Origin of the sequence: Williamsia sterculiae (assembly GCF_900156495.1) — a bacterium.
GTDB lineage: Bacteria > Actinomycetota > Actinomycetes > Mycobacteriales > Mycobacteriaceae > Williamsia_B > Williamsia_B sterculiae.
Genome location: NZ_FTNT01000013.1, coordinates 84009 through 106999 on the forward strand (window position 1 = coordinate 84009; position 22991 = coordinate 106999).

The 22991-nt window shown below is 68.7% G+C and carries 20 protein-coding genes and 1 pseudogene; 8 read left to right on the forward strand and 13 right to left on the reverse strand.

Translation table 11 applies throughout. The features are described 5' to 3' along the window. Positions 1–21: 21 nt before the first annotated feature. From BW971_RS18515 to BW971_RS18525, 3 genes are all read right to left on the reverse strand, one after another. Positions 22–609, reverse strand: coding sequence for a helix-turn-helix transcriptional regulator (locus tag BW971_RS18515; protein WP_076482548.1), 588 nt, complete (start codon positions 607–609; stop codon positions 22–24). 659 nt (positions 610–1268) lie between these two features. After that, positions 1269–1943 (reverse strand): hypothetical protein, encoded by a 675-nt coding sequence (locus BW971_RS21325; protein ID WP_143690458.1) that lies wholly within the window; start codon positions 1941–1943, stop codon positions 1269–1271. A 167-nt stretch (positions 1944–2110) separates the two neighbouring features. Further along, positions 2111–3730 (reverse strand): TM0106 family RecB-like putative nuclease, encoded by a 1620-nt coding sequence (locus BW971_RS18525; RefSeq protein ID WP_076482550.1) that lies wholly within the window; start codon positions 3728–3730, stop codon positions 2111–2113. Positions 3731–3932: 202 nt separating this feature from the next. Here BW971_RS18525 and BW971_RS18530 point away from each other — a divergent pair, with 202 nt between their 5' ends. From BW971_RS18530 to BW971_RS18560, 7 genes are all read left to right on the forward strand, one after another. Then, positions 3933–4628, forward strand: coding sequence for a DUF6474 family protein (locus BW971_RS18530; RefSeq protein WP_076482551.1), 696 nt, complete (start codon positions 3933–3935; stop codon positions 4626–4628). Between the two features lie 8 nt (positions 4629–4636). Further along, entirely contained in the window at positions 4637–5224 is a 588-nt protein-coding gene (locus tag BW971_RS18535; RefSeq protein WP_076482552.1) for a hypothetical protein, read from the forward strand. Positions 5225–5293: 69 nt separating this feature from the next. Beyond that, positions 5294–6001 (forward strand): YcnI family copper-binding membrane protein, encoded by a 708-nt coding sequence (locus tag BW971_RS18540; RefSeq protein ID WP_083710352.1) that lies wholly within the window; start codon positions 5294–5296, stop codon positions 5999–6001. Further along, positions 5998–6540, forward strand: a complete 543-nt coding sequence (locus BW971_RS18545; RefSeq protein ID WP_076482553.1) for a copper resistance CopC family protein — start codon at positions 5998–6000, stop codon at positions 6538–6540. The genes BW971_RS18540 and BW971_RS18545 overlap by 4 nt, the downstream gene beginning before the upstream one ends. 59 nt (positions 6541–6599) lie before the next feature. Further along, complete coding sequence (locus BW971_RS18550; RefSeq protein ID WP_076482554.1) at positions 6600–7478, forward strand: copper resistance D family protein; 879 nt, start codon at positions 6600–6602, stop codon at positions 7476–7478. Between the two features lie 56 nt (positions 7479–7534). After that, a complete protein-coding gene (locus BW971_RS21330) occupies positions 7535–8200 on the forward strand; it encodes a hypothetical protein (protein WP_076482555.1) in 666 nt (221 codons plus the stop codon). 60 nt (positions 8201–8260) lie between these two features. Next, positions 8261–9064 carry a MerR family transcriptional regulator gene (locus tag BW971_RS18560; RefSeq protein ID WP_234974486.1) on the forward strand — a complete coding sequence of 268 codons (804 nt, stop codon included), beginning with the start codon at positions 8261–8263 and terminating at the stop codon, positions 9062–9064. A 114-nt stretch (positions 9065–9178) separates the two neighbouring features. On the opposite strand, the pseudogene BW971_RS18565 reads toward BW971_RS18560, so the two are convergent. The 3 genes and pseudogenes from BW971_RS18565 to BW971_RS18575 all read right to left on the reverse strand — a co-directional run. Next, positions 9179–10738: pseudogene (locus BW971_RS18565) on the reverse strand (succinic semialdehyde dehydrogenase); the annotation flags it as partial. Positions 10739–10762: 24 nt separating this feature from the next. Continuing rightward, on the reverse strand, positions 10763–11245 hold the full coding sequence (gene rraA, locus BW971_RS18570) for a ribonuclease E activity regulator RraA (protein ID WP_076482558.1): 483 nt from the start codon (positions 11243–11245) through the stop codon (positions 10763–10765). A 56-nt stretch (positions 11246–11301) separates the two neighbouring features. Further along, complete coding sequence (locus BW971_RS18575) at positions 11302–11520, reverse strand: RNA-binding S4 domain-containing protein (protein ID WP_076482559.1); 219 nt, start codon at positions 11518–11520, stop codon at positions 11302–11304. 68 nt (positions 11521–11588) lie between these two features. Between BW971_RS18575 and BW971_RS18580 the strand changes: the two genes are divergently transcribed. Further along, entirely contained in the window at positions 11589–12500 is a 912-nt protein-coding gene (locus tag BW971_RS18580) for an alpha/beta fold hydrolase (protein WP_076482560.1), read from the forward strand. 42 nt (positions 12501–12542) lie between these two features. On the opposite strand, the gene BW971_RS21750 is transcribed toward BW971_RS18580, so the two are convergent. The 7 genes from BW971_RS21750 to BW971_RS18610 all read right to left on the reverse strand — a co-directional run bounded on the left by BW971_RS21750 (position 12543) and on the right by BW971_RS18610 (position 22898). Further along, a complete protein-coding gene (locus tag BW971_RS21750) occupies positions 12543–12701 on the reverse strand; it encodes a hypothetical protein (protein WP_200799470.1) in 159 nt (52 codons plus the stop codon). 250 nt (positions 12702–12951) lie between these two features. Beyond that, positions 12952–14418 carry a glutamate synthase subunit beta gene (locus BW971_RS18585; protein WP_076482561.1) on the reverse strand — a complete coding sequence of 489 codons (1467 nt, stop codon included), beginning with the start codon at positions 14416–14418 and terminating at the stop codon, positions 12952–12954. Further along, positions 14411–19033, reverse strand: a complete 4623-nt coding sequence (gene gltB, locus BW971_RS18590; protein WP_076482562.1) for a glutamate synthase large subunit — start codon at positions 19031–19033, stop codon at positions 14411–14413. The genes BW971_RS18585 and gltB overlap by 8 nt, the downstream gene beginning before the upstream one ends. A gap of 407 nt (positions 19034–19440) precedes the next feature. After that, positions 19441–20100, reverse strand: a complete 660-nt coding sequence (locus BW971_RS18595; protein WP_234974487.1) for an LGFP repeat-containing protein — start codon at positions 20098–20100, stop codon at positions 19441–19443. 502 nt (positions 20101–20602) lie between these two features. Further along, complete coding sequence (locus tag BW971_RS18600; RefSeq protein ID WP_076482563.1) at positions 20603–21046, reverse strand: hypothetical protein; 444 nt, start codon at positions 21044–21046, stop codon at positions 20603–20605. 122 nt (positions 21047–21168) lie between these two features. After that, entirely contained in the window at positions 21169–21780 is a 612-nt protein-coding gene (locus tag BW971_RS18605; protein ID WP_076482564.1) for a response regulator transcription factor, read from the reverse strand. After that, the gene (locus BW971_RS18610) at positions 21777–22898 is read right to left on the reverse strand and encodes a sensor histidine kinase (RefSeq protein ID WP_234974488.1); all 1122 of its coding nucleotides are present in this window, start codon (positions 22896–22898) and stop codon (positions 21777–21779) included. The genes BW971_RS18605 and BW971_RS18610 overlap by 4 nt, the downstream gene beginning before the upstream one ends. Between the last annotated feature and the right edge of the window lie 93 nt (positions 22899–22991).

Genomic DNA, 22991 nt, shown 5'->3' on the forward strand with positions numbered 1-22991 from the left:
GGGCGTGGTGGGGCGGTGGTGTCAGGAGTCGTCGCCGCGGAACACCTGGGCTCCGCGGGCGTCGTCCTCTGAGCGCGACGTCGCACCGGACTCACCCTCGGCCAACAGGTCCGGCGGATCAGCGGGTAGGCCCTGTTGCGTTCGCAGTACCTTGATCAACTCGTTGACCACGCTGACCGAGTCTCCGGACAGGCCGGCCAGACGGAATGCGGCGAGCTGGACGTTGCTGTCGGCCTGCAACCGCATCAGATCGATCTGGTCGCGGGTACGTTGCGCCGCGCGGTCTTCGAGGAAGTAGTGCACGTCCACACCGAAGGCCGCCGCGATGCCCTCCACGGTCCGGAACGACGGCGACTTCGCCTTGCCGGACCGGAGCTGCGACAAGTAGGACTCCCCCAGACGAAAACCTCGCTCGGTGGACCGGGCAGCGATCGCCTTGGCGCTGAAGGCACGACCATTGGGTCCGGGGACGGTGCGGAAGAGCTCTTCCAGGCGTCGAGCGAAAAGGCCCGGATCCACGGTGGGGCCGTCGGCAGAGATGCGGGTACCGCTCAGCCCCGATTCACCGTCCGAATTGCCGTTTCCCACGCTATCGCCTGCATTTCTCATAGCCCGCGCCCCTGGTCCGGTGTACTCGTGGCCCAACCGGCAATCTGCGTCCGGCGAGACGACCGTCACCAAATAGTTCACACGAGCACATCACGTCTTGCAACCTGTATATATCAGAAGAACGCCGGTCATCGCCAACGCCCGCGTACATGTCACGAATGATTTCGCCCTCAGCTTAGTGGGCCGCGTCGCGACACCGGAGTCTGTGCGTGGCGTCACACCGTGTCGCAGGCGGGCGGGCACACCGAGGCTCCTCTTTGCGCTGAGCACGGGATTGTGATGACAATCGAGGAGATAACGTCGCGGCGTCTGCCATGACACTCGCGCGACATGCGGTCACCAGTGTGGTGGATCCCGGAGGATTTGCAGCAGATGAGCCATCGGTTCGATGACACGAACGTGTCCCAGCGTCGGCGGCGTCGGTTGCGTCGAGTGGTGCTGCCGACGGTGCTGCTCTGGTTGACCTTGCTCGGTGGCGCCGGCATGGCGTTGGCCACCCCCGGTGACGCCCCGTCGGGATCGGGATCCGACGCGGGCCCGGGGTCGGGGTCGGTGCACCACGGCTCCTCCGGTCATGGCCGGCAATCGGACCGATCCGGGACGGACGAGGGCTCGACCTCGAACGAAGGTCCGGGTAGGGCGACGTCCGACGAGACCGGTCAGACGGCTGAGCCCACCTCGATGCAGACCAGTGCTCCCCAGACCTCCCAGCCGGATACGTCCCAGCCCGGGACCTCAGAACCCGCGACGTCCCAGCCCGGAACCTCAGAGCCGGCGACCTCGGTGCCCGGGACCTCGGTGCCCGACACGACGCCCGATACCTCGGATCCCGAGACGACGCCCGACACCTCAGAACCGGCGACCTCCCAGCCCGACACCTCAGAGCCGGCGACCTCCCAGCCCGACACCAGTACCCCGACGTCGCACAAGCCGACGCACAAACCCACGCACAAGCCGACCTCCGAGACATCGACGTCCTCGGAGACCACGACGGCCGACCACTCCGGGGGATCGAGCCGCTCCGCGACCCCGACCCCCCACGACCCGCCCTCGTCAGGCGGTGCGGGTCCCGGCGCTCCTCGTGGTCCGGGTGGGTCCGGACCGGCACGTCCGGCCCCGCCTGCTCCCGCGGCGCCGGGTGGTGCGGTGGCGATGGCGCCCGCCCCCGGCGGCGCGGCACCCGTCGCCCCCGCACCCGGTGCACCGTCATCCGGTGCCCCCTCGAACAACGCCGCACCATCGCCCGGTGCGGGCGGCGGTGGCGGCGCTCCCGCCCCGGCCGCGCAGCCCGCCACACCGACACCTGTCGCCCATGCCAGCTGCCTGTTCGGCACCGACGGCCACGGCGGTTGTGTCGGTGGTCAGGTGTTCGCCGACTACCTGCCCGCCGCCCTGCTCACCATCGGTGCGGCCGCATTGGCCGGCAGCGGCACGTTCCTGCAGGCCGTCCGGGGCACCCGCTGACCCCCGACGGTCGGTGGACCCCGGGTCACGCCCACTGCTAGAGATCGTCGCGGTGTGGGATGTCGATCGCGGCCCGGTCGGTGATCCATTCGCGCAGCACCTTGGTGGCGCGCACGTCGTCCTCGTTGTAGATCAGCAGTCGCCGTCGCTGCCCGACGTCGGGCATTCCGCCGTCGAGTCCCACCGCATGCCGGTACCACTCCATCGACGCCTCGCCACCGGCCTCCGCATCGCGCCAACCGAAGCCGGCAACCGGGGCGACGACCTTCAGTCCCTTGCCCTGCGGACAGACGAAGTTGGCCCCGACCGCCGCGAAGATGTCGACCCAGTCGGGTGAGTCGATGAACGCCTGCACCTCGGCGCGGGTGGGGACACCTGGCTGTGCTCCGAACCGGTCCGCCGAGGCCAACAACCACCTGTTCTCCGCCGACTGCGAGTAGCAGTAGGCGGCGAAGGTGCGCCCGGTCTCGTACGCCCGACGCCGCTCGGCGGTCAGCCAGGTCCAGAACTCCGCGAAGTTGCGCCCCTCGTCGGCCGTGGGTAGCGGGTCCCAGGTGACGAACCCGCGGTAACCCGGTGCGTCGTCGGGGTCGGTGTTGTCGGTGCGCAACACCCCCCACAGGTAGGCGCCGTCCTCGCCGAAGCTCTCCATGTCGACGTCTATCTCGACGTCGGCCCTGGTCACGGTGGGGGTTCGGGTGCGCAGCACCAACGGCACGCCGTGCTGCCAGGCCTTGGCCGTGGTCACCGCGTCGGCGAAGCTCCCGGTCCAGTCCCGCGGTGGACCGTCGGACCGCGCCACGAGGTCGTCGACGGTGTCGACCCCCGCGGCACGCAGTGCCGTGACCTGGGATCCGTTGACCACCAGACTGACGTCACGACGTTCGGTGAGCTGCGGTCCGCACCGCACCGACCACCACGGACAGCTTCGGCACTCCCCGACGCGGCTGGGTCGGGTTGCGACGTCACCGCGTGCGATGGCCAGTCGTCGAGCGAACACGGCGTCGTGTTCGGCCAGCAGCGGCGCCACGTCGACCACGACGATGCAGTCGGCGTCGAGACCGATCACCCCGGCACGCTGCGCGGGCGAGGCCCAGCCGGCGGCCTGCAGCATCCGGTAGAGCTGCGCCACCCGCATCCGGTCGCGACGCTGCAGTCGGGGAGTCCGGGTGGGGTCGGGCACCGGCAACCACGACCACAGCGGGCTGGTCATCGCGGGCGGCACGGCGATGTCGGGTTCGCGGTCGGGCGGGACCGGCACGGTGACGCGGTGGTTGACCACGATGACCGGTAGGTACCCGGCGCCGTCGGACACCAGGCCGTCCGCCCCGCCGCGCCTGCCGTCCGGATCGATGGGCGGAACCGCGTTCCAGATCCACCCCACCCCGGCAGCGATCGCCCGGGCGGTGCCCGCCGCACGCGAACCGTCGGCCGTCCCCGCGACGTCCATCCAGTCGTCGATGTGCTGGTCGGCCATCAGATCGCGCACCCACGTCCGGTGCAGGGCGGCCGCCTCCTTGCGGCGGGTGACACCTGCGGGTTCGGGCAGTTCCACCCGCCGACCGGTCGCCTCGTCGACCGCGAGGTGGTCGAGGGCGACGCGGTGTTCGCAGCCGGTGAGCGCGCGGGCGCCGAGGGTGACGGGTCGCGCCGACATACTCGTCAAGCGTCCGACCACCCTTCTCTCGACGAACCTGCCCCTGTGTAATGCTTGTACAGCACGCGTCGGACGGCTGTTCGTCGCACCCGCATCTGTGCAGGGTCGTCCCGGCACCGTGCGGTGTGGATCTCAGCCGCACCACAATGTCGGTCCCGGTACCTCGGCGGTATCGGGTACGCCCCCGCGAGAGGAACCGAGCATGGGCCTGTTCACGTCGAAGCGCACGAGTAAGCCGACCGGTAGAAAGGCCAGGAAGGCGCAGCTCAAGGCCGAGGCCAAGGCCATCAAGGCGCGGGCCAAGCTCGAGGCGAAGCTCGGCGACAAGACGCACCGCAAAGCGCTGAAGGACGACCGTAAGCAGGAGCTCAAACTCGCCAAGCAGGGCGCGAAGATCCAGGAGAAGCAGGACAAGGCGCGGGTCAAGGTGGCCGAGGAGAACGCGAAGGCCGCCGCCGACGGCAAGGCGCTGAGCACCGCACGGGTCAAGCGGTACCTGCAGGTCGCCAAGCTCGTCGCGCCGGTGCTCGCGCCGCTCGCCTACCGCGGCGCCACCCTCACCCGCGCCCAACTCACCGCCTTCCAGGCCAACCGCGCGGGCGTCCCCATCGAGGAATACGGCAAGTTCAGCGGTCACGGTGCCGCCCTGTCGGCGCGAATCGCCGCAGCCCAGCGATCGTTGGACAGGCTGGTCGCCGACCAGAAGGACGCGGCTGCGGGTGCCGAGGCGAAGGTGTTCGCGCAGACAATGCGCACCCGCCTCCAGGAGCTGTCCGACGCCGTACAGACTGCCGAACACATGCCCTCCGCGCGCCGCAAAGGCGCACACCGCGCGATCGAGCGGGAGCTCGGGGGCATCGACGCCGACCTGCTCGCCAGGTCTGGCGTGCACGCCTGAGCCACCGGATGCGAACCACCTCGGCGACGCTCGGCTGCGGCCGGATCGCGGTCGGAGTGGTGGTCCCCGTGGTCGCCGTAGCCGCTCACGGCACCGCCGACGGACATTTTCCGGGTTCCGCGGGGCTGGTCCTGTGCGCGCTCGTGGGCGCGGTCGCCGCCGCGTGTGCCGGCCGGATGGTCACGGCACCGCGGCTGTTCGCTCTGCTCAGCGGCGGTCAGGTCGCCTGCCACCTGATGCTGTCAGCGTGTATGGCGGGTGGCCCCGGGTCGATGTCCGACGACCCTGCGGCCATGCCGTCGGGGCATGTTCACGCGGGGTCGATGGTGGACGCCCGCGCCGCGGCCGCGGCCGCGGGGACCACCTGGGCGATGTTGCTCACCCACCTGATCGCCATCCCGGTCTGTGCCGTGCTCATCGCCGCGGTCTGTCGGGTGGTCGCGGTGATCACCGCGATCGCGCGGTCGTTGCGCCGAGCCCCTGTCGCGACCGTCGTCCCGCGGCCGAGGCGCGTCGTCGTCCACGTCCCGTTCGCCGCCACCGACGCACTCCTCTGCGGCGGTCCGGGCCGTCGCGGCCCTCCCGTCTGTGTGTGACATCGACATCTTCGTTCTCCCACACACAGAAAGACCCGATCTCTCATGAGTTCATATCGTCATGCCCGCATGCCCGCATCCCGGGCCCGCGGAACCGCATCGTCGCGCGCCAGACGTCACCGTGCCGGCCTGGCGGTCGCGACGTCCTGCCTGGTCCTGGGGGGTGGTGTGCTGTTCGGCACCGCCCCCGCGACGGCCCACGTCCACGTCGACGCACCGGACATCGCCCAGGGTGGTTACGGGGTGCTGCAGGTCCGCGTTCCCAACGAGTCCGACACCAGCGCCACCACGTCGGTGACCGTCACCCTGCCGAAGCTGAAGTCGGCGATGACCGAACCGATGGCCGGGTGGACGTCCACGGTGGTCAAGGACCCGGCGTCTGCCGAGGCCACGTCGGTGACGTGGACGGCGCAGCCCGGGACACCGGGTATCCCCGTCGGACAGTTCGAGATCTTCCGGCTCAGCGCCGGACCGATGCCGACGACCGCGTCGGTGAGCTTCCCGGCCGTCCAGACCTACGCCGACGGGCAGCGCGTCGACTGGGATCAACGGGCCAACCCCGACGGTTCCGAACCCGAACACCCCGCACCCGAGGTGACCCTGGCCGCGAGCAGCGGGGACGGTCACGCGGCGGCGTCGCCCGACCGCACCACCTCGTCCGACAGCACCGCGGGGTCCGACGACACCGCCCGCTGGTTGGGTGGCGCCGGTCTGGTCATAGGTGCGCTCGGTGTCGCACTGGCGCTGGGCACCACGCTGCGCGGGCGGAAGCGATGACCCGCTCACGGATCACCAGTGCCCTGCTCGCGCTCGTCGCCGTTCTCGGCTTGTCGACGATCGGTACCGGTCCCGCCTCGGCGCACTCCACGCTGGTCGGGTCGGATCCCGCGGACAACACGTCGCTGTCGGCGGGTCCGCAGCGGGTGACACTGCGCTTCAACGAGGCGTTGCAGTCGTCGTATCCGGCGATGACGATCGTCGGCCCGGACGGCAACCAGTGGCAGGACGGGACTCCGGTGATCGCCGGTGCGTCGGCGTCGGTGTCGGTGCGCCCACTCGGTCCCACCGGCGAGTATCGGGTCAACTGGCGGGTCACCTCGGCCGACGGTCACCCGGTGAGCGGGACGGTCCGCTTCACGCTGACCACCGCGGGCACCGGAACGCCCGGTCCGAAGGCCGGTACGACGAGCGGTTCCGGCGGTGGGTCCGGTGGGGTCCCGGTCTGGCCGTTCATCGTGGGCGGCGTCGTGTTGTTCGCCGGTGGGTTGCTGGTCACGGTACGCCCGCCGAAGTTCCTGCGGTCCGCTCGGCGGTAGCGCTGAACACCGCCCGACCGGATGACGCCGCGGCCGCGGCCCGACGGACCTGGTTCGTCGTGGTCGCGGTCGTGGCGCTCGTCGGCGTGCTCGTCGCGCGACTGCTGTCTGCCGACGAACCCTTCTCGGTGGTCACCTCCGCCACGCGCACCGTGTCGTCGGGTGCCGGGACCCTGCTGATCGGGCTCGGACTGGTCACCCGGATCGGCGCGACTCGTCCCGGTCGGTCGGTGGTGGTGGTCGCGGCGGTGTGGGTGCCGGTGTCGTTGTCGGCGTTGCTGTTCGACGTCGGGTCTCGGACGGGGACGTCGCCGTTCGCGGTGTCGGTGGATCGCTTCTGGTCACTGGCCCGCGCGGGGACAGCCCCGGCCATCACCGTGATGGCGGCCGTGCTCATCGCCGGCGTCGGCGCGGTGATGGTGCGCCACGACAAAACCCTTCCCGGTGACGCGGTCGCCGCGGTCGCGGCCGCGGGGTTGCTGGCCGAACCGGTGACCGGACACCTCTCGTTGATCCGGCTGGGGTCATTGCTGATCGCTGTCCACGTGCTGGCCGCCGCGTGGTGGTCCGGCACCCTCGCCGCACTGGTCGTGATGAACCGCGGGCGGGCGGCATGGTCGCGCACCCTGCCGCAGTTCTCCCGGTGGGCGCCGTACGCGGTGATCGGGGTGACGGTGGCCGGTGTGGGTGCGGCCATCCTGGAGCTGCCGTCCGTCCCCGCGGTGTGGGACAGCGCCTACGGCCGTCTCCTGATGGCCAAGAGCGTGCTGCTGGTCTGTCTGGTGGCGTTGGGCTGGTGGTACCGCACACGCTGGACCGTGCGGGTGACGAGCCATCGGATCACGGCCGGGGTGTCGGTGCGCAACGCCGGGATCGAGATCGCGGTGATGGCGCTGGTCTTCGCCCTCGCTTCCGGGTTGTCGATGGTGCCGCCGTGACGGGCGGTTCGACGGTGAGTCCGCCCGAACACAGGATCTGCCCATAGGCTGAGACCATGACCGACTCGAATGGGCCCGCGCCGTCCGCCGACGAGCCACCCGCGAAGAAGGCACCCGCGAAGAAGACGCCCTCGGGCACGTCGTCTCCGGCACAGAAGTCTCCGGCCAAGAAGTCGCCCGGAAAGAAGGCAGCCGCGAAAAAGGCACCGGCGAAGAAAGCACCGGCCGCAGGGACCTCCGGTGACAACACACGGTCTCGGGATACGGCCGCCAAGAAGGCGGCACCGAAGAAGTCGCCCGCCAAGAAGAGTCCCGCCGCCAGCGCCGCGAAGAAGACGGCGAAGAAGGCTCCCACCTCCAAGGCGACCACCCAGCCTCCGGGCGGCACGACCCCGGTCAGCAAGGGTCGGGCCACCCCATCCGGTGACAAGTCCGGTCCGGGCACGGGTGGCCGCGCGGCGACCCGACCGGCGGGCCGTGCGGGCACCACCCCGTCGGCACCGAGCTCCCCACCCGCGGGCGCACCGCCGACCGACACGCGAGAAGAGCAGGCACCTGACCGGCTCGCCCTCGACATCCCGACCTTCACCCAGCTGCGTCGCACCGCCCCGACCGCGCTGTCCAACCCCAAGCGGTTCGCCAAACGGCAGGTGCTGATGACCTTCGGCGCGGTGGCCACCACGGTCGCGATCGGTCGCCGCTGGCTCGGTCACAAGGACTGATCGGCGCCCGCCGGTTCCGGGCTTGACCCTGACGTGACGTGAGGTCGGAAGGTGATGGGTGTGAGCGAGAATCCCTCCGAACCCCGCCTCGACGATCGACACGCACATCGTTCCGTGGGGGCGACGGCCCGGTTGGTCGGCGTCAGCGTGCGCACCCTGCACCACTACGACCACATCGGTCTGGTGCAGCCCAGCGTCCGCGGTCACAACGGGTATCGCGGATACACCGACGCCGACGTGGCCCGGTTACATCGGGTGCTGGTGTACCGCGAGGTGGGATTCGGTCTCGAGCAGATCGCGACCCTGCTCGACGATGCGACCGTCGATGAGCGAGCCCAGCTCGCCCGGCAGCGCCACGAGCTGCTGACGCGCATCGACCGCTTGCACCACATGGTCGCAGCCGTGGAGGACATGATGAGTGCACAGAACGACGGCGTCGCATTGAGCGCCGAGGAACAACGGGAGATCTTCGGCGACGACTGGCTCGGTGAGGAGTACCGCGCCGAGGCCGAGGAACGGTGGGGTGACACCGCGGCCTGGGCGCAGTCCCAACAGCGCACCGCCGCGTACAGCAAGGCCGACTGGCAACGGATCGCCGCCGACACCGCGGCTCTCGATGCCGACCTGGCCGCGGCGATGCGCACCGGTGCCGCCCCGGGATCACCGCAGGCGAACGCGTTGGCCGAGCGTCACCGGGCGTCGATCGAGCGGTTCTACGACTGTGATCACTCGATGCAGATGTGCCTCGGTGACATGTACGTCGCCGATCCGCGCTTCCGCGCCCACTACGACGACCAGGCACCCGGCCTTGCCGAGTACCTCCGTGACGTCATCGCCGCCAACGCGGCACAGCACGCGGACTGAGGGTCACCGCGCCAATCCCCACCAGTTTCGGCAGTCCGCACCCTCTGCAACGGACCAGAATCGCGGAAACTGGTGCGAATTCGGGTGTGCCAGCAAGCAGCCGGACGCTGCGCCCTACCGCCCGGGCACGTACTTCAGCGCCTTCATCGCGGTCGGGACCGTGCGCAGGAACACCGATCGCGGAACGCCCTTGATACCGCCGATTCCGATCACCCGCTGGGTCGCGATCGTCTGCGGCTCGGTGTATTTCAGCAGTCCCTCGTCGCCGTGCCGTCGCCCCACCCCGGACGCGCCCATGCCACCCATCGGCGCGGCGGTACTCCCCCAGGCGGCGGCATACCCCTCGTTGAGGTTGACCGTGCCCACGTGCAGTCGAGCGGCGATACGTCGGCCCTCGGCCGGATCACCGGCGAACACCGCGGCGTTCAGGCCGTAGGTGGTGTCGTTGGCCAGCTCGATCGCCTCGTCGACCGAGTCGACCGGGTAGATCGAGACCAGCGGGCCGAAGGTCTCGCTGCCGAAGCACTCCATCGCCTCATCGACCCCCGACAGCACGGTCGGCGAGTAGAAGAAGGGTCCGAGGTCGGGTCGGGGGCGACCACCGGCGAGGACGGTGGCGCCCTTGGCCTTGGCGTCCTCGACGTGAGCGGTCACGGCGTCGACCTGGGCCTGCGACGCCAACGATCCCATCTCGGCGGCGAAGTCGTAGTCCGCGCCCACCTCCATCCGTTCCACCCGGGCCGCGAACCGCCGGGTGAACTCGTCGGCGACGGGCCGTTCGACGTACAACCGCTCGATGGAGATGCACAGTTGCCCGGAGTTGGAGTAGCAGGCGCGCACCGCACCCTCGACGGCGTTGTCGACGTCGGCGTCGGCGGTCACGATCATCGCGTTCTTCCCGCCGAGTTCCGCGGAGAACCCGATCAGTCGGCGACCGGCCTGCTCCGCCAGCAACGACCCGGTGGCCGTGGACCCGGTGAACATCAGGTAGTCCACCTGCTCGACGAGTTCACGTCCCACCACACCGCCGCTCCCGGGTACCACCGCGAACAGTTCGCGGGGTAGCCCCGCCCGGTACAGAAGATCGGCCACGGCCAGCGCGCAGTACGGGGTCTGGCTGTCGGGCTTGATGACCACCGCGTTGCCCGCCATCAGCGCGGCGACGGCGTCCGACGCAGCCAACGTCAACGGGTAGTTCCACGGCGAGATGACGCCGACCACACCCTTGGGCTGGTACCGGATCCGGACGTCGGTGGCCCCGGGGATCATCCCCTTGGCCCGCTTCGCGGCGAGCAGTCCCGGCGCGACCTTGGCGTAGTGGCGGGCGGTCAACGCGACGTCGACCACCTCTTCCTGCGCATAGGCCCGGGCCTTGCCGGTCTCTGCCTGGGCGAAGTCCATCAGCGCGTCCCGATACTCGAACACCAGGTCGGCGAACCGGGCGATCACCGCGGAGCGTTCCTTCGGCCATGTGTCCGCCCACGCACGCTGCGCCTCGCGTGCCCGGTCGACCGCCGCCCGTACGTCGTCGGCGGTGCCGACCGGTATCCGCGCCATCGGCGTACCGGTGAATGCTTCGAGCACGTCGCGCTGCTCACGCGTGTCCGGGTCGTCGATGGCCGACAGAGCGCGCAAACGGTCGAAGGTGGCGGAGGTGGGACGTGACATGAGGTTCTCCGGCTGGGTCGCAGGGTTCGGTCAGGAAGCGACGAGCACGATGCCGTCGTCGTCGCTGTAGAGCAGGTCGCCAGGGCTGAAGACCACACCGCCGAGCTCCACCGGGACGTCGGTCTCGCCGTCGCCGGTCTTGGTGGACTTGCGTGGGTTGGTGCCCAATGCCTTGACCCCGAACTCCATCGTGCGCAGGGTCGACGAGTCCCGGACCGCCCCGTTGACCACCACTCCGGCCCAGTCGTTGCAGCGGCCGAGTTCGGCGATGAGGTCACCGATCAGCGCGGTGTGCAGCGATCCGCCACCATCGATGACCAGCACCCGGCCCTCACCGGGCGTTCCGAGCACGGATTTCAGCAGGGCGTTGTCCTGGAAGCAGCGGACGGTCGACACGGTGCCGACGAACTCGGTGCGGCCGCCGTACTGGGTGAACTGGGTGTCGCAGCTGCGCACGTCGGCGCCGATCTCGTCCACCAGATCCGCCGTGGGTGTGAAGGTCGGGAGGCTCATGGGCACAGCTTAGGGTGCGACGCCGCGAACTCCGCACACGGTGACACGCGCGTCACTCACTGCGAGACCACCCGGGCCGAGCGGCCGTCCACCTCCACCCGGTCGCCGACCACCAACTGCCTGCCACGGCGTAATTCCACGTCACCGTTGACGGCCACCAGCCCGTCCGCGATCACGATCTTGGCCTCGGCCCCCGTGTCGATGAGATTGGCGAGTTTCAGGAACTGCCCGAGTCTGATGGACTCGTCACGGATGGGCACGTCGTCGACGGGCATGCTGGACACACCATGATCCTGCCGGAGATCCCCCGGATCCGGGCAATCGACATCGCGATAGGACTGCCATGACCGCGCCGGAGAACAGCGCGCCCACACCCGACGACCACGCGATCGCGCCGCCGGGTGAGCGGGTCGATCTCGGCGGGCAGATCGTGCACGTGGTCACCGAAGGCGCCGGACCGCCGATCCTGCTGTTGACCGCCCTCGGCAGCAACTGGTTCGACCTGGATGCCCTGGCCGCGCGGTTACGGGGGCGATGGCAGGTGATCCGCTACGACCGGCCCGGATATGGATTCAGCGCACCCCTGCCCCGCGACGCCGTGCCCACCCTCGCGGCGGAGGTCGGGCGGATGGCCGCAGTGCTCGACCACCTCGGGGTGGACCGTCCGGTGGTCATCGGCGCGCACTCCATCTCGTCGCTCTACGCCGAGGGGTTCGCCCGGAACCATCCCGAGCGGGTCGCCGGCGTCGCCATGATCGACGGCACCTACGTGCTGCTGCCCTGGCGCATCCTGCCCACCCGGTGGAGGGTGGCCAACTGCTACCGGGCGTTGTGGGTGATCGAGGCACTGCGACTGACCGCGCTCGGTGGCGTCCGCAGTCGGGACATCTTCCTGCCCCGACCTCCCGGCGGGTACACCGAGCGTCAGTCCGCCTGGATCGACGGCTTCTTCGCCCGCCCCGCCACGTTGCTGGCCACCCTCATCGAGAACGCCGGGTTCCCGGCGATGAACCAGCAACTCGAGGACCTGCGTAAGCGGTCACCGATGCCTCCGGTCCCCACCGTGGTGCTCGCCGCCGTCCCGCAGCGGGGCCCGGTGCGGACGGTGTGGGGGTGGAAGCAGCGGAGATTCGCGCGACGTCTCGGGGCGATCTTCACCGAACTGCGGCCCGCCGGACACTTCGTGGTGCTGGAGAGTCCGGCGACGGTGGCCGACGCCCTGAACCGGCTCGGTGAACGAGCCGGCATCCGGTGACGATCTGCCGGGCCTCGGTGGTCCGGCGGATCCGTGAGTTGGTCAGAGATTGAAAGAACGCAGGTCAGCTGCGGTGACGAGGCGTTCGGCCTCCTCCGGCAGCATCCGGGCCATCCGGTGACGGGTCAACAAACCCGTACCCAACGGTCCGAAGACATGCGAGCGACGACGTCCGGCGCGGCTACCATTCGTCAGCTTCACGACTGATCACATCCCGAGATCTTGTGATTAACAAATAATCTGTTCTCGATACCGTATCTCACCGCGAGCGCTTGTGCGTCGCGGCCGACGCGGATCACATCGTCTTCATCGTTACCAGACCGTTGTCTGGTTACACGGTCGCGAGGACTTCGGCCCCCGTGTGACTGACGTTACTCATGTGAATGTTGTTAGCAGTCGCGACACGCAGAGATGCCGCGGACCCGGCGGATCCGCGGCATCGTCCGTCCGGCTAGCGCTGAGGCGCCTGCGTGGGATGGATCGGGGCAGGCAGCAAGGTCTCGCCGGTGAGAAATGCGTCCACCCCGGCGGCCGCCGACCGACCCTCGGCGATGGCCCAGACGATCAGGGACTGACCGCGACCGGCGTCACCTGCGACGAAGACACCCGGCACCGTGGTCTGGAAGTCGTCGCGACGCACCACGTTGCCGCGCTCGTTGTACTCCACGCCCAGCTTGTCCAGCAGATCGACCCGCTCGGGCCCGGTGAAGCCCATCGCCAGCAACACCAGGTCGCACTCCAGCTCGAACTCGGAGTCCTCCACCTTCTCGAAGCGGCCACCCTTGCTGACCACCTCGTGCGCGCGCAGCGCGGTGACGCGACCGTTCTCACCGACGAAGCACTCGGTGTTGACCGAGAACACCCGCTCGCCACCCTCCTCGTGGGCCGAGGAGACGCGGTACATGAGCGGATAGGTCGGCCACGGGGTGGACTCTGCCCGCTCGTCCGGCGGCCGCGGCATGATCTCGAACTGGTGCACGATCTCCGCACCCTGACGTAGCGAGGTACCCAGGCAGTCGGCACCGGTGTCGCCACCGCCGATGATCACGACCTTCTTGCCGTCGGCATTGATCGGCGGGTGTCCGGTGTCATCGAGGACGTCGTCGCCGAGTTGCACCCGGTTGGCCCAGGGCAGGTACTCCATCGCCTGGTGAATCCCGTCGAACTCACGTCCGTCGATGGGCAGATCACGCCCGGTGGTCGACCCGACCGCCAGCACCACCGCGTCGAACTCGGCGCGCAACTCCTCGACGGTGACGTCCACACCGACGTTGACGCCGGCACGGAACACCGTCCCCTCGGCCTCCATCTGCTCGAGACGGCGGTCGATGTGGCGCTTCTCCATCTTGAACTCGGGGATCCCGTACCGCAGCAACCCGCCGATCCGGTCGGCCCGTTCGAAGACGGTCACATCGTGTCCGGCGCGGGTGAGCTGTTGCGCGGCGGCCAACCCGGCCGGCCCCGACCCGATGACCGCGGCACTCTTGCCCGTCTTCACCGACGGCGGCTCCGGTCGCACCCAGCCCTCGACGAAGGCGTTGTCGATCAACTCCACCTCGACCTGCTTGATGGTCACCGGAGGCTGATTGATCCCCAGCACGCACGACGCCTCACACGGAGCCGGACACAGCTTCCCGGTGAACTCCGGGAAGTTGTTGGTGGCGTGGAGGCGGTCGATGCCCGCCCGCCACTGGCCGTGGTACACCAGATCGTTCCACTCCGGGATCAGGTTCCCCAGCGGACAACCGTTGTGACAGAACGGTATACCGCAGTCCATACACCGACTGGCCTGCGTCTCGAGGGTGTCGTGTTTGAAGTCCTCGTAGACCTCTTTCCAGTCCAGCAGACGCAGGTCCACCGGGCGTCGCTGCGGCACCTCGCGGTCGGTGTGCTTCAGAAATCCCTTGGGATCAGCCACGTGCGGCCTCCATGATCGCCTCGTCCACGTCGCGGCCATCCTTCTCGGCCGCGGCGATCGCCTCGAGTACCCGTTTGAAGTCGCGCGGCATCACCTTGGCGAAGTCGCCGACTCTCTCCGACCAGTCGTCCAGGATCGCCTGGGCGACCGGCGAACCGGTCTCGTTGGCATGAGTGTTGAGCGTGGACTGGAGGAATTCGGTGTCCTCGTCGTCCAAGGTGTCCAGTTCCACCAGCTCACTGTTCAGGTTCGCGGGCAGCTTGCCGTGCGGGTCGTACACGTAGGCGACGCCCCCTGACATCCCCGCGGCGAAGTTCCGCCCGGTGTCACCGAGCACCACCACCCGGCCACCGGTCATGTACTCGCATCCGTGGTCGCCGACGCCCTCCACCACAGCCGTCGCCCCGGAGTTGCGGACACAGAACCGTTCACCCACCACACCGCGGAGGAAGAGCTCGCCACCGGTGGCACCGAATCCGAGCACGTTGCCTGCGATGATGTTGTCCTCGGCGATGAAATCGTCCCCGGCGTCGAGGGCGGGGCGCACCACGATACGCCCGCCCGAGAGCCCCTTGCCGACAAAGTCGTTGGCGTCACCGGCCAGTCGCAGGGTCACCCCCTTGGGGACGAACGCGCCGAAGCTGTTGCCTGCGGACCCGTCGAAGTCGATGATCACCGTGCCGTCGGGCAGGCCCGCGGCTCCGTAGGCCTTGGTGATCTCGTGTCCGAGCATGGTGCCGACGGTGCGGTTGACGTTCGCGATCTTCGAGCTGAAGCTGACCCGTTCACCGCGATCGATGGCCGCACGACTCTGCGAGATCAATTGTTGATCCAGCGCCTTGTCCAGCGAATGATCCTGCGAGCCGGAGCAATACCGGTCCTGGTTCATGAACGGCGACTCGATCTCGGCAAGGATCGGCGACAGGTCGAGCTTGCCGGCCTTCGCCGAGCTCCAGTGCGCGATCGCCTTGGCGGTGTCCAGCGCGTCCACGTGACCGACGGCTTCCTGCAGGGTCCGGAAGCCGAGGCGGGCCAGCAGTTCACGCACCTCCTCGGCGATGAACAGGAAGAAGTTCTCCACGAACTCTGGCTTGCCGGTAAATCGTTCGCGCAGCAGGGGGTTCTGAGTCGCCACACCCACCGGACAGGTGTCGAGGTGGCAGACCCGCATCATCACGCAGCCGGACACCACCAGCGGCGCGGTCGCGAAGCCGAACTCCTCGGCACCGAGCAGCGCGGCGACCACCACGTCGCGGCCGGTCTTGAGCTGACCGTCCACCTGGACCACGATCCGGTCGCGGAGACCGTTGAGCAGCAACGTCTGTTGGGTCTCGGCCAGACCTAGCTCCCACGGCGCACCGGCGTGCTTCTCCGACGTCAGTGGGGTGGCACCGGTGCCACCGTCGTGACCGGAGATCAGCACCACGTCGGCGTGTGCCTTGGACACACCCGCGGCGACGGTGCCCACACCGACCTCCGAGACCAGCTTCACGTGCACCCGCGCTTCAGGATTCGCGTTCTTCAGGTCGTGGATCAGCTGGGCGAGATCCTCGATCGAGTAGATGTCGTGGTGCGGCGGCGGCGAGATCAGTCCGACGCCGGGCGTGGACCCGCGGACCTCGGCGACCCAGGGGTACACCTTGTGCGGAGGGAGCTGCCCGCCTTCACCGGGTTTCGCGCCCTGCGCCATCTTGATCTGGATGTCGGTGCAGTTGCTCAGGTAGTGCGAGGTCACGCCGAACCGACCGGAGGCGACCTGCTTGATCGCGCTGCGCCGCCAACTGCCGTCCTCGTCCGGATCGAAACGCGACGGATCCTCGCCACCCTCACCCGAGTTGGAACGACCGCCGAGGCGGTTCATGGCGATCGCAAGGGTCTCGTGAGCCTCGGCGGAGATGGAGCCGAAGCTCATCGCACCGGTGGAGAACCGCTTGACGATCTCGCGCGCCGACTCGACCTTGTCGATCGGGATCGGGTCGCGGTCACCGAAGTTGAACTCGAACAGACCCCGCAGCGACGCGATCTTCTTGGAGTTGTCGTCGACGAGTCGCGTGTACTCCTTGAACACCCCGTACTGCCCGGTACGGGTGGAGTGCTGCAGCTTGAACACGGTGTCCGGGTTGAACAGGTGGTACTCGCCCTCACGACGCCACTGGTACTCCCCGCCCACCTCCAGCTCACGGAAGGCGCGTTCCTCGGGACGCTCGGTGAACGCCACCGCGTGGCGGGACGCGACGTCGGCGGCGATGTCGTCGAGGCCGATGCCGTCGAGATGGGAGTGCAGACCGGTGAAGTACTCGTCGACGGTGGCCTGGGAGATGCCGACCGCCTGGAACAGTTGCGCACCGGTGTACGAGCCGAGGGTCGAGATGCCCATCTTGCTCATCACCTTGAGCACACCCTTGCCCGCGGCCTTGATGTAGTTGGCTTGGGCCTTGGCGAAGTCGATGTCGCCGAGCCGCCCACGGTCCACCAGGCTCTCGATGGACTCCAGCGCCATGTACGGGTTGATCGCCGCCGCACCGAATCCGATCAGCAGCGCCATGTGGTGCACCTCGCGGGCATCACCGGATTCGATGAGCAGACCCACCTGGGTCCGGGTCTTCTCCCGCACCAGGTGGTGATGCACCGCGGACGTCAGCAGCAGCGACGGGATCGGCGCCAGGGTCTCGTCGGACTCCCGGTCGGACAGCACGATGAGCCGCGCACCGTCGGCAATCGCCTCGGACACCTGCGCGCGTACGTCGTCGAGCGCCCGACGAAGACCGTCACCACCCTCCGCGACGGGGTAGAGACCGCGTATCTGCACGCTGCGGAAGTCGGGATGCTCGCCGTCGTCGTTGATCCGGACCAGTTTGGCCAGGTTGTCGTTGTCCAGCACAGGCTGCGGCAGGGTGATCTGCCTGCACGACTGCGGGGTCGGGTGTAGCAGGTCGCCCTCTTTGCCCACGCTGCCACCGAGGCTGGTGACCACTTCCTCGCGTATCGCGTCCAGCGGCGGGTTGGTCACCTGAGCGAACATCTGCTGGAAGAAGTCGAAGAGCATCCGCGGACGCATCGACAACACCGCGACCGGGGTGTCGGTGCCCATCGAACCGATCGGTTCGGCACCGGTGGTCGCCATCGGTGTGACCAGCAGGTCGATCTCTTCGGTGGTGTACCCGAACACCTGCTGGCGCAACACCACCCGGTCATGAGGCATGTGGGTGTGCGGACGGTCGGGCAGTTCGTCGAGATGGAGCAACCCGGCGTCGAGCCACTCCTGGTAGGGCTCCGCGGCGGCCAGTTCGTCCTTGATCTCCTCGTCGTCGACGATGCGGCCCTCGTCGGTGTCGACCAGGAACATCCGACCCGGTTGCAGGCGCAGCTTCTGCACCACCTCCGAATGCGGGATGTCCAGCACACCGACCTCGGAGGCCATCACCACCAGACCGTCACGGGTGACCCAGATCCGGCTGGGCCGCAGACCGTTCCGGTCCAGGACGGCCCCGACCTTGGTGCCATCCGTGAAGCACACCGACGCCGGACCGTCCCACGCCTCCATCAAGGTGGAGTGGTACTCGTAGAACGCCCGATGGGCCGGCTTCATCGACTCGTGACGCTCCCAGGCCTCCGGGATCATCATCAGCACCGCGTGCGGGAGGCTGCGACCCCCGAGGTGCAGCAGCTCCAGCACCTCGTCGAACCGAGCGGTGTCCGACGCACCGTTGGTGCAGATGGGGAAGATCTTGTCCCCGGTACCCGCACCGAACACATCGGTGTCGATCAGCGCCTCGCGGGCCCGCATCCAGTTCTCGTTACCGGTGACGGTGTTGAACTCGCCGTTGTGGGCGACCGCGCGGAACGGCTGGGCCAGCGGCCACGACGGGAACGTGTTGGTGGAGAACCGCGAATGCACCAGACCCAGCGCGCTCTCCACCCGATCGTCCTGCAGGTCGAGGTAGAAACCTCGGAGCTGCGGGGTGGTCAGCATCCCCTTGTAGACGAAGGTCCGGCCGGACAGGCTCGGGAAGTAGACGGTCTCGCGACCGGGGCCGTCCTGCCCGGCGCCCTTGGTGCCGAGTTCGGACTCCACCCGCCTGCGGATGACGAAGGCGCGCCGTTCGAGGTCGATCCCGGAGGCCCCGCCGACGAACAACTGCCGGAAGGTGGGCATGGCGTCACGGGCCAATGCGCCGAGGGACTGGTCGTCGGTGGGGACGTCACGCCATCCGAGCAGGGTCAACCCCTCGGCTTCCACGATCTTCTCCACGGACTCGCAGGCCGCCCGCGCATCACCGGAGCCCTGCGGCAGGAAGGCGATACCGGTGGCGTACTCGCCCTCGGCCGGCAGCTCGAAGTCCACGACGGCGCGGAAGAAGGTGTCGGGGATCTGGATGAGGATGCCCGCCCCGTCACCGGTGTTCGGCTCGGCACCGGCGGCACCGCGGTGTTCGAGGTTGATCAGTGCCGTGATGGCCTTGTCGACGATGTCGCGGCTGCGACGGCCGTACATGTCCACGACGAAGGCGACACCGCAGGAGTCGTGCTCGTTGACCGGGTTGTAGAGCCCGACCCTGTCGGGGTACCGGTGACCGGCAGGCCTGTCACCGGCCGGGATGGGAGCCTGGTTCATACTCACCTCACGTCGCACCTGCCCGCGAGCGGCGCTTGATAGTTCATGCGTGCGGCCGATCCCGGCACGCGTCCTGGTCGTCGAGGCCCGATGGTGGGGGCTGCCCACATCGTGACCGACGACCCGCCGAGTACGACTGCTCCGAACTCGGCGCCGTTGCCGGATCGGACGTACGATGTCCACGCCCGCCCTGTTCGGGATCGCCGTCGCAGACGGGCCTCATGATATTTTGTCACGCCGCTCGGTGAGTACCGAAATCGCATCCTGTGACCTGGCTGTTTGCCGCGAATCCGACATCTCCGGAGACGCGAGACGCGTCGGCGGCGAATTGCCTGGACACAACAGGGGTGCGACCACCGATTCGGTGGTCGCACCCCTGTGTCGTGCGCGACGCTACTGCCGGAGCGTCACTTCTCGGTGACTGTGCCGTCCTTGTCGACCAAGGTGCCCCCGTCGAAGGTCTGCACGAGACCCTCATCGGTCTTCTTCTCGTCACTGGTCGGGTAACCGAGCTTGCCGTTCTCGTGGTTCTGGGTGCCCCAGTACCCGCCGATCGCACCCTGGACGGTGTACGCCTTCTTGTCCTTCGGGTTCTCGTAGATCGAACCGCCCTCGAAGGTGATGAACTTGCCCCCACTGGGCAGCGTGACCACCGGGCCGAGCGGCTTGCCCAGGAAGCCCTTCTCGTAGCCGCGCGACGCGTAGACCGCGATGATGGCCGGGTCGGTGATGGAGACGTCCTTGCCCTCGGGCGACGCGATGGACGTCGACGGCACGGCGGGCTCGGCCGCGGCGGTGGTCGTCGGCGAATCGAGCACCGAACCAGCTGCACCGGACTCTCCCGCCGCGCCGGCGGAACCGGATTCCCCTCCGGCGCCCGGGATGGCTGCGCCCGCCGACGATGCGGCGCCCGACGCACCGGCCGCCGCCGACCCCGCGGCGGATCCGGCAGCGGAGGTGGCCGACGATGCTGCGTCCTTCGCGTCCGAGCAACCGGCCACCGCTGCGCCGATGGCGGCGACCGCGGCAACAGATCCCGCCAGCTTGACGATCATGTGTTTGCTCATCGAATCCCAATCTCTCTGTGAGTGTCCCGGGTCACGAGTCCCTGGGGACCCGCCGGGACGGCGTGGAATCGGCCGCACACACGGGTACCGGGGTACCGCGTGAGCGCATCCTTGTGGTGGGTGGTGCCGCACTCAGGTGCATACCCGTCGGCCGGGCACATGTTGCGGGCATGGACGCGGTCTCACATACGACGATTCGCCGGCACACGGTGTCGCGACCACCACCGTTCACGAATACGTCCACCGCTCCTCCCTCGAACGCGACGATGCATGTCAGAAAACTTTTGTTTTGCCAGCGTGCGTCACCGCAAAGGACCGTAGCCGGTGAGCCGGGGTTACGCCACTGCAGCGAGCGGGTGTGACCTGCTGTGATGCCACCGTTACCGCAGCCGGTCAACGTCTCGTTTTGATCTCGAATCCGGCCTTCAGGCCCGGACACGACGATGCGCGCGACGTGGGACGTCGCGCGCATCGTGATAGGACCGGCTCAGCCGGTGTGACCTCAGGACGAGGGCATCGAGGGCGCGTACGACTTGCACGCTGCCATCGCCTTGGTCCAGGTCGCGGAATCCACTCCCGGCGGTGCCGACATCGTCTTGCCCGCCGATCCCGACTGCTGACCACCCTGGCCACCCGCCGGCGGCGTACCGGTCGGTTTCACCCCGCTCGGGGCGGTGCCGCCACCCTGGGCTCCACCACCCTGTCCGCCGCCCTGTGGCGCGCTGACCCCGTTCTTCGTCATGCACTCCTGGAATGCGGCCATCTGCGTCGACGACCCGCCGCCGCTCGCAGTCGACGTCCCACCGGATGTCGAACTCGTCGCCGCCGCAGCGGCGGTGGTACCGCTCGCGGTGGATGTCGAACCGTCCGAGGAGCATCCACCCACCAGGGCGGCCGCCGAGAGGGCCAGCGCACCGACTCCCATCGTCATCCATCGTTGCTTCACAACATCACCTCACAGTTCACTGATGGCACAACCGTTGCGCCGAGTCGAACCGTGTGTAGTCACCGAACCTGGGGTACGGCTCGAATGTTGTTGTGAGGTCGCCATCAGCGTCGGGAACGCGATCAGATCCAGCCCCGCATCCGCGCGACGGTCGCCGCCTGCGCGCGAGTACCGGCGCCCGTCTTGCCCATCGCACTGGACAGATAGTTGCGGACGGTTCCCGGGGACAGGTGGACGTCGGCGGCGATCGCCGCGACGGTCGCCCCGCCCAACGCGGCCAGCAGCACCTCCTGCTCCCGGTCGGTCAACGGACTGTCACCCGTGGTGAGGCTCTCGGTGGCCAGCGTCGGGTCGAAGACCCGCAACCCCGCATGCACCCGACGCACGGCGTCGGCCAGTTCGGCGGCAGGGGTGTCCTTCACGACGAAACCGGATGCCCCCGCCTGCACGGCCCGACGCAGGTACCCGGGGCGACCGAAGGTGGTGACGATCAGCGAACGAACCTGCGGGAGTTCCGCCGCCAGAGCCGCGGCCGCCTCGATGCCGGACGCACCGGGCATCTCGATGTCCAGCAGGCACACGTCCACGCCGCGCGCACGCGCCGCATCGACGACGGCCGTTCCCTCCCCCACCTGGGCCACCACCGTCAGATCCGACTCGAGGTCGAGAAGAGCGGCCAGCGCCCCACGCACCAGCGCCTGATCGTCGGCCAGCAGAACCCTGATCTCGCTCACGGCAACGACACCCGCACCCGGGTGCCGGGTCGGACCTCGCCCGAACCGCTCCCGTCCACTGCCGACACCTCCAGTACGCCGCCCGCATCGCGAACCCGCTCGTCCAGCCCCCGCAGCCCGTTGCCGTAACAACTGCCGTTGATCCCGCGCCCGTCGTCGACGATCTCGATCCCTCTCTCCCGCAGCGCTACTCGACACGTACGGGCATCGCTGTGGCGCACCACGTTGGTCACCGCCTCCCGCAGCACCCAGGCGAGCACCGGATCATGGTGCACGCCGTCACCCACCGGTATCTCGGCGCGGATCTCAGCGGCGTCCAGAGCGCTGCGCGCAGAACGGAGTTCGGTGTGCAGATCCGGGGCCCGCAGATCACCGACCGTGGTACGCACCTCGCCGAGCGCGGCGCGGGACAACTCGTGCAGTTCGTTCAGTTCCACCTTCGCCCGCGCCGGATCCACGTCGACGAGGCGGGCCGCCAGTTCTGATTTCAGGGCCATCACGGTCAGCGAGTGGCCCAGGATGTCGTGCACGTCGCGGGCCACGCGCTCTCGTTCGGCGACCACCGCGAGTTGTTTCTGCAGAGCCCGTTCCTGTTCGGCGGCGAGGTCGCGCAGGCGTTCCCGCATCTGCAACGACCGCATGACCACCAGGACCAGACCCACGACGATCAGCGTGACGGTGGTGCTCGGATCCGGCGACCACCCGCCGATCAGCTCCGGGAGTACCACCGATGCCGCGATGATCCCCATGACCGTCGCCGCGGACAACACCGCGGGGAAGAGGAACAGCGCGAGCGCCATGAAGTACGGGCCCAGCCCCAGGACCTGCTGGCCGATGATCGGCGCCAACCCGGCCGCGAGACACCCGAGGCCCGTCACCCACAACACGGGGTGATGACCACCGCGGTCGCCGCTGCGCATGCAGGGCACCATCACGTAGACACACATCGCGGTGTAGACCATCGCGAACACGGTCAGCAGGACCAGCCCCGCGATCCGGACGGGGGTCGACAACGTCGTCGACGTCACCATCCCCACGTAGGGGTAGGTCAGGAACAGCAGCCAGATCGCACCGAAGACCCAGCGCAGGTCGCGCCAGGCCTTCAGATGCTCGCTCACCTTGATCATTGTGGACCAGTCACGCTCACTGGCGTTCGCCGCTGGAACATCCGGGCGCGCTCACTGGCGTTCGCCGCTGGAACATCCGGGCGC

Bases quoted from the DNA above. Each gene is read 5' to 3' on its own strand.
- BW971_RS18540 (WP_083710352.1), top strand. From the start codon at position 5,294: ATGCCCGCATCCCGGGCCCGCGGAACCGCATCGTCGCGCGCCAGACGT.
- gltB (WP_076482562.1), bottom strand. From the start codon at position 19,033: ATGAACCAGGCTCCCATCCCGGCCGGTGACAGGCCTGCCGGTCACCGG.
- rraA (WP_076482558.1), bottom strand. From the start codon at position 11,245: ATGAGCCTCCCGACCTTCACACCCACGGCGGATCTGGTGGACGAGATC.
- BW971_RS18575 (WP_076482559.1), bottom strand. From the start codon at position 11,520: ATGCCCGTCGACGACGTGCCCATCCGTGACGAGTCCATCAGACTCGGG.
- BW971_RS18535 (WP_076482552.1), top strand. From the start codon at position 4,637: ATGCGAACCACCTCGGCGACGCTCGGCTGCGGCCGGATCGCGGTCGGA.
- BW971_RS18595 (WP_234974487.1), bottom strand. From the start codon at position 20,100: ATGAGCAAACACATGATCGTCAAGCTGGCGGGATCTGTTGCCGCGGTC.
- BW971_RS18530 (WP_076482551.1), top strand. From the start codon at position 3,933: ATGGGCCTGTTCACGTCGAAGCGCACGAGTAAGCCGACCGGTAGAAAG.
- BW971_RS18525 (WP_076482550.1), bottom strand. From the start codon at position 3,730: ATGTCGGCGCGACCCGTCACCCTCGGCGCCCGCGCGCTCACCGGCTGC.
- BW971_RS18515 (WP_076482548.1), bottom strand. From the start codon at position 609: ATGAGAAATGCAGGCGATAGCGTGGGAAACGGCAATTCGGACGGTGAA.
- BW971_RS18545 (WP_076482553.1), top strand. From the start codon at position 5,998: ATGACCCGCTCACGGATCACCAGTGCCCTGCTCGCGCTCGTCGCCGTT.
- BW971_RS21330 (WP_076482555.1), top strand. From the start codon at position 7,535: ATGACCGACTCGAATGGGCCCGCGCCGTCCGCCGACGAGCCACCCGCG.
- BW971_RS18580 (WP_076482560.1), top strand. From the start codon at position 11,589: ATGACCGCGCCGGAGAACAGCGCGCCCACACCCGACGACCACGCGATC.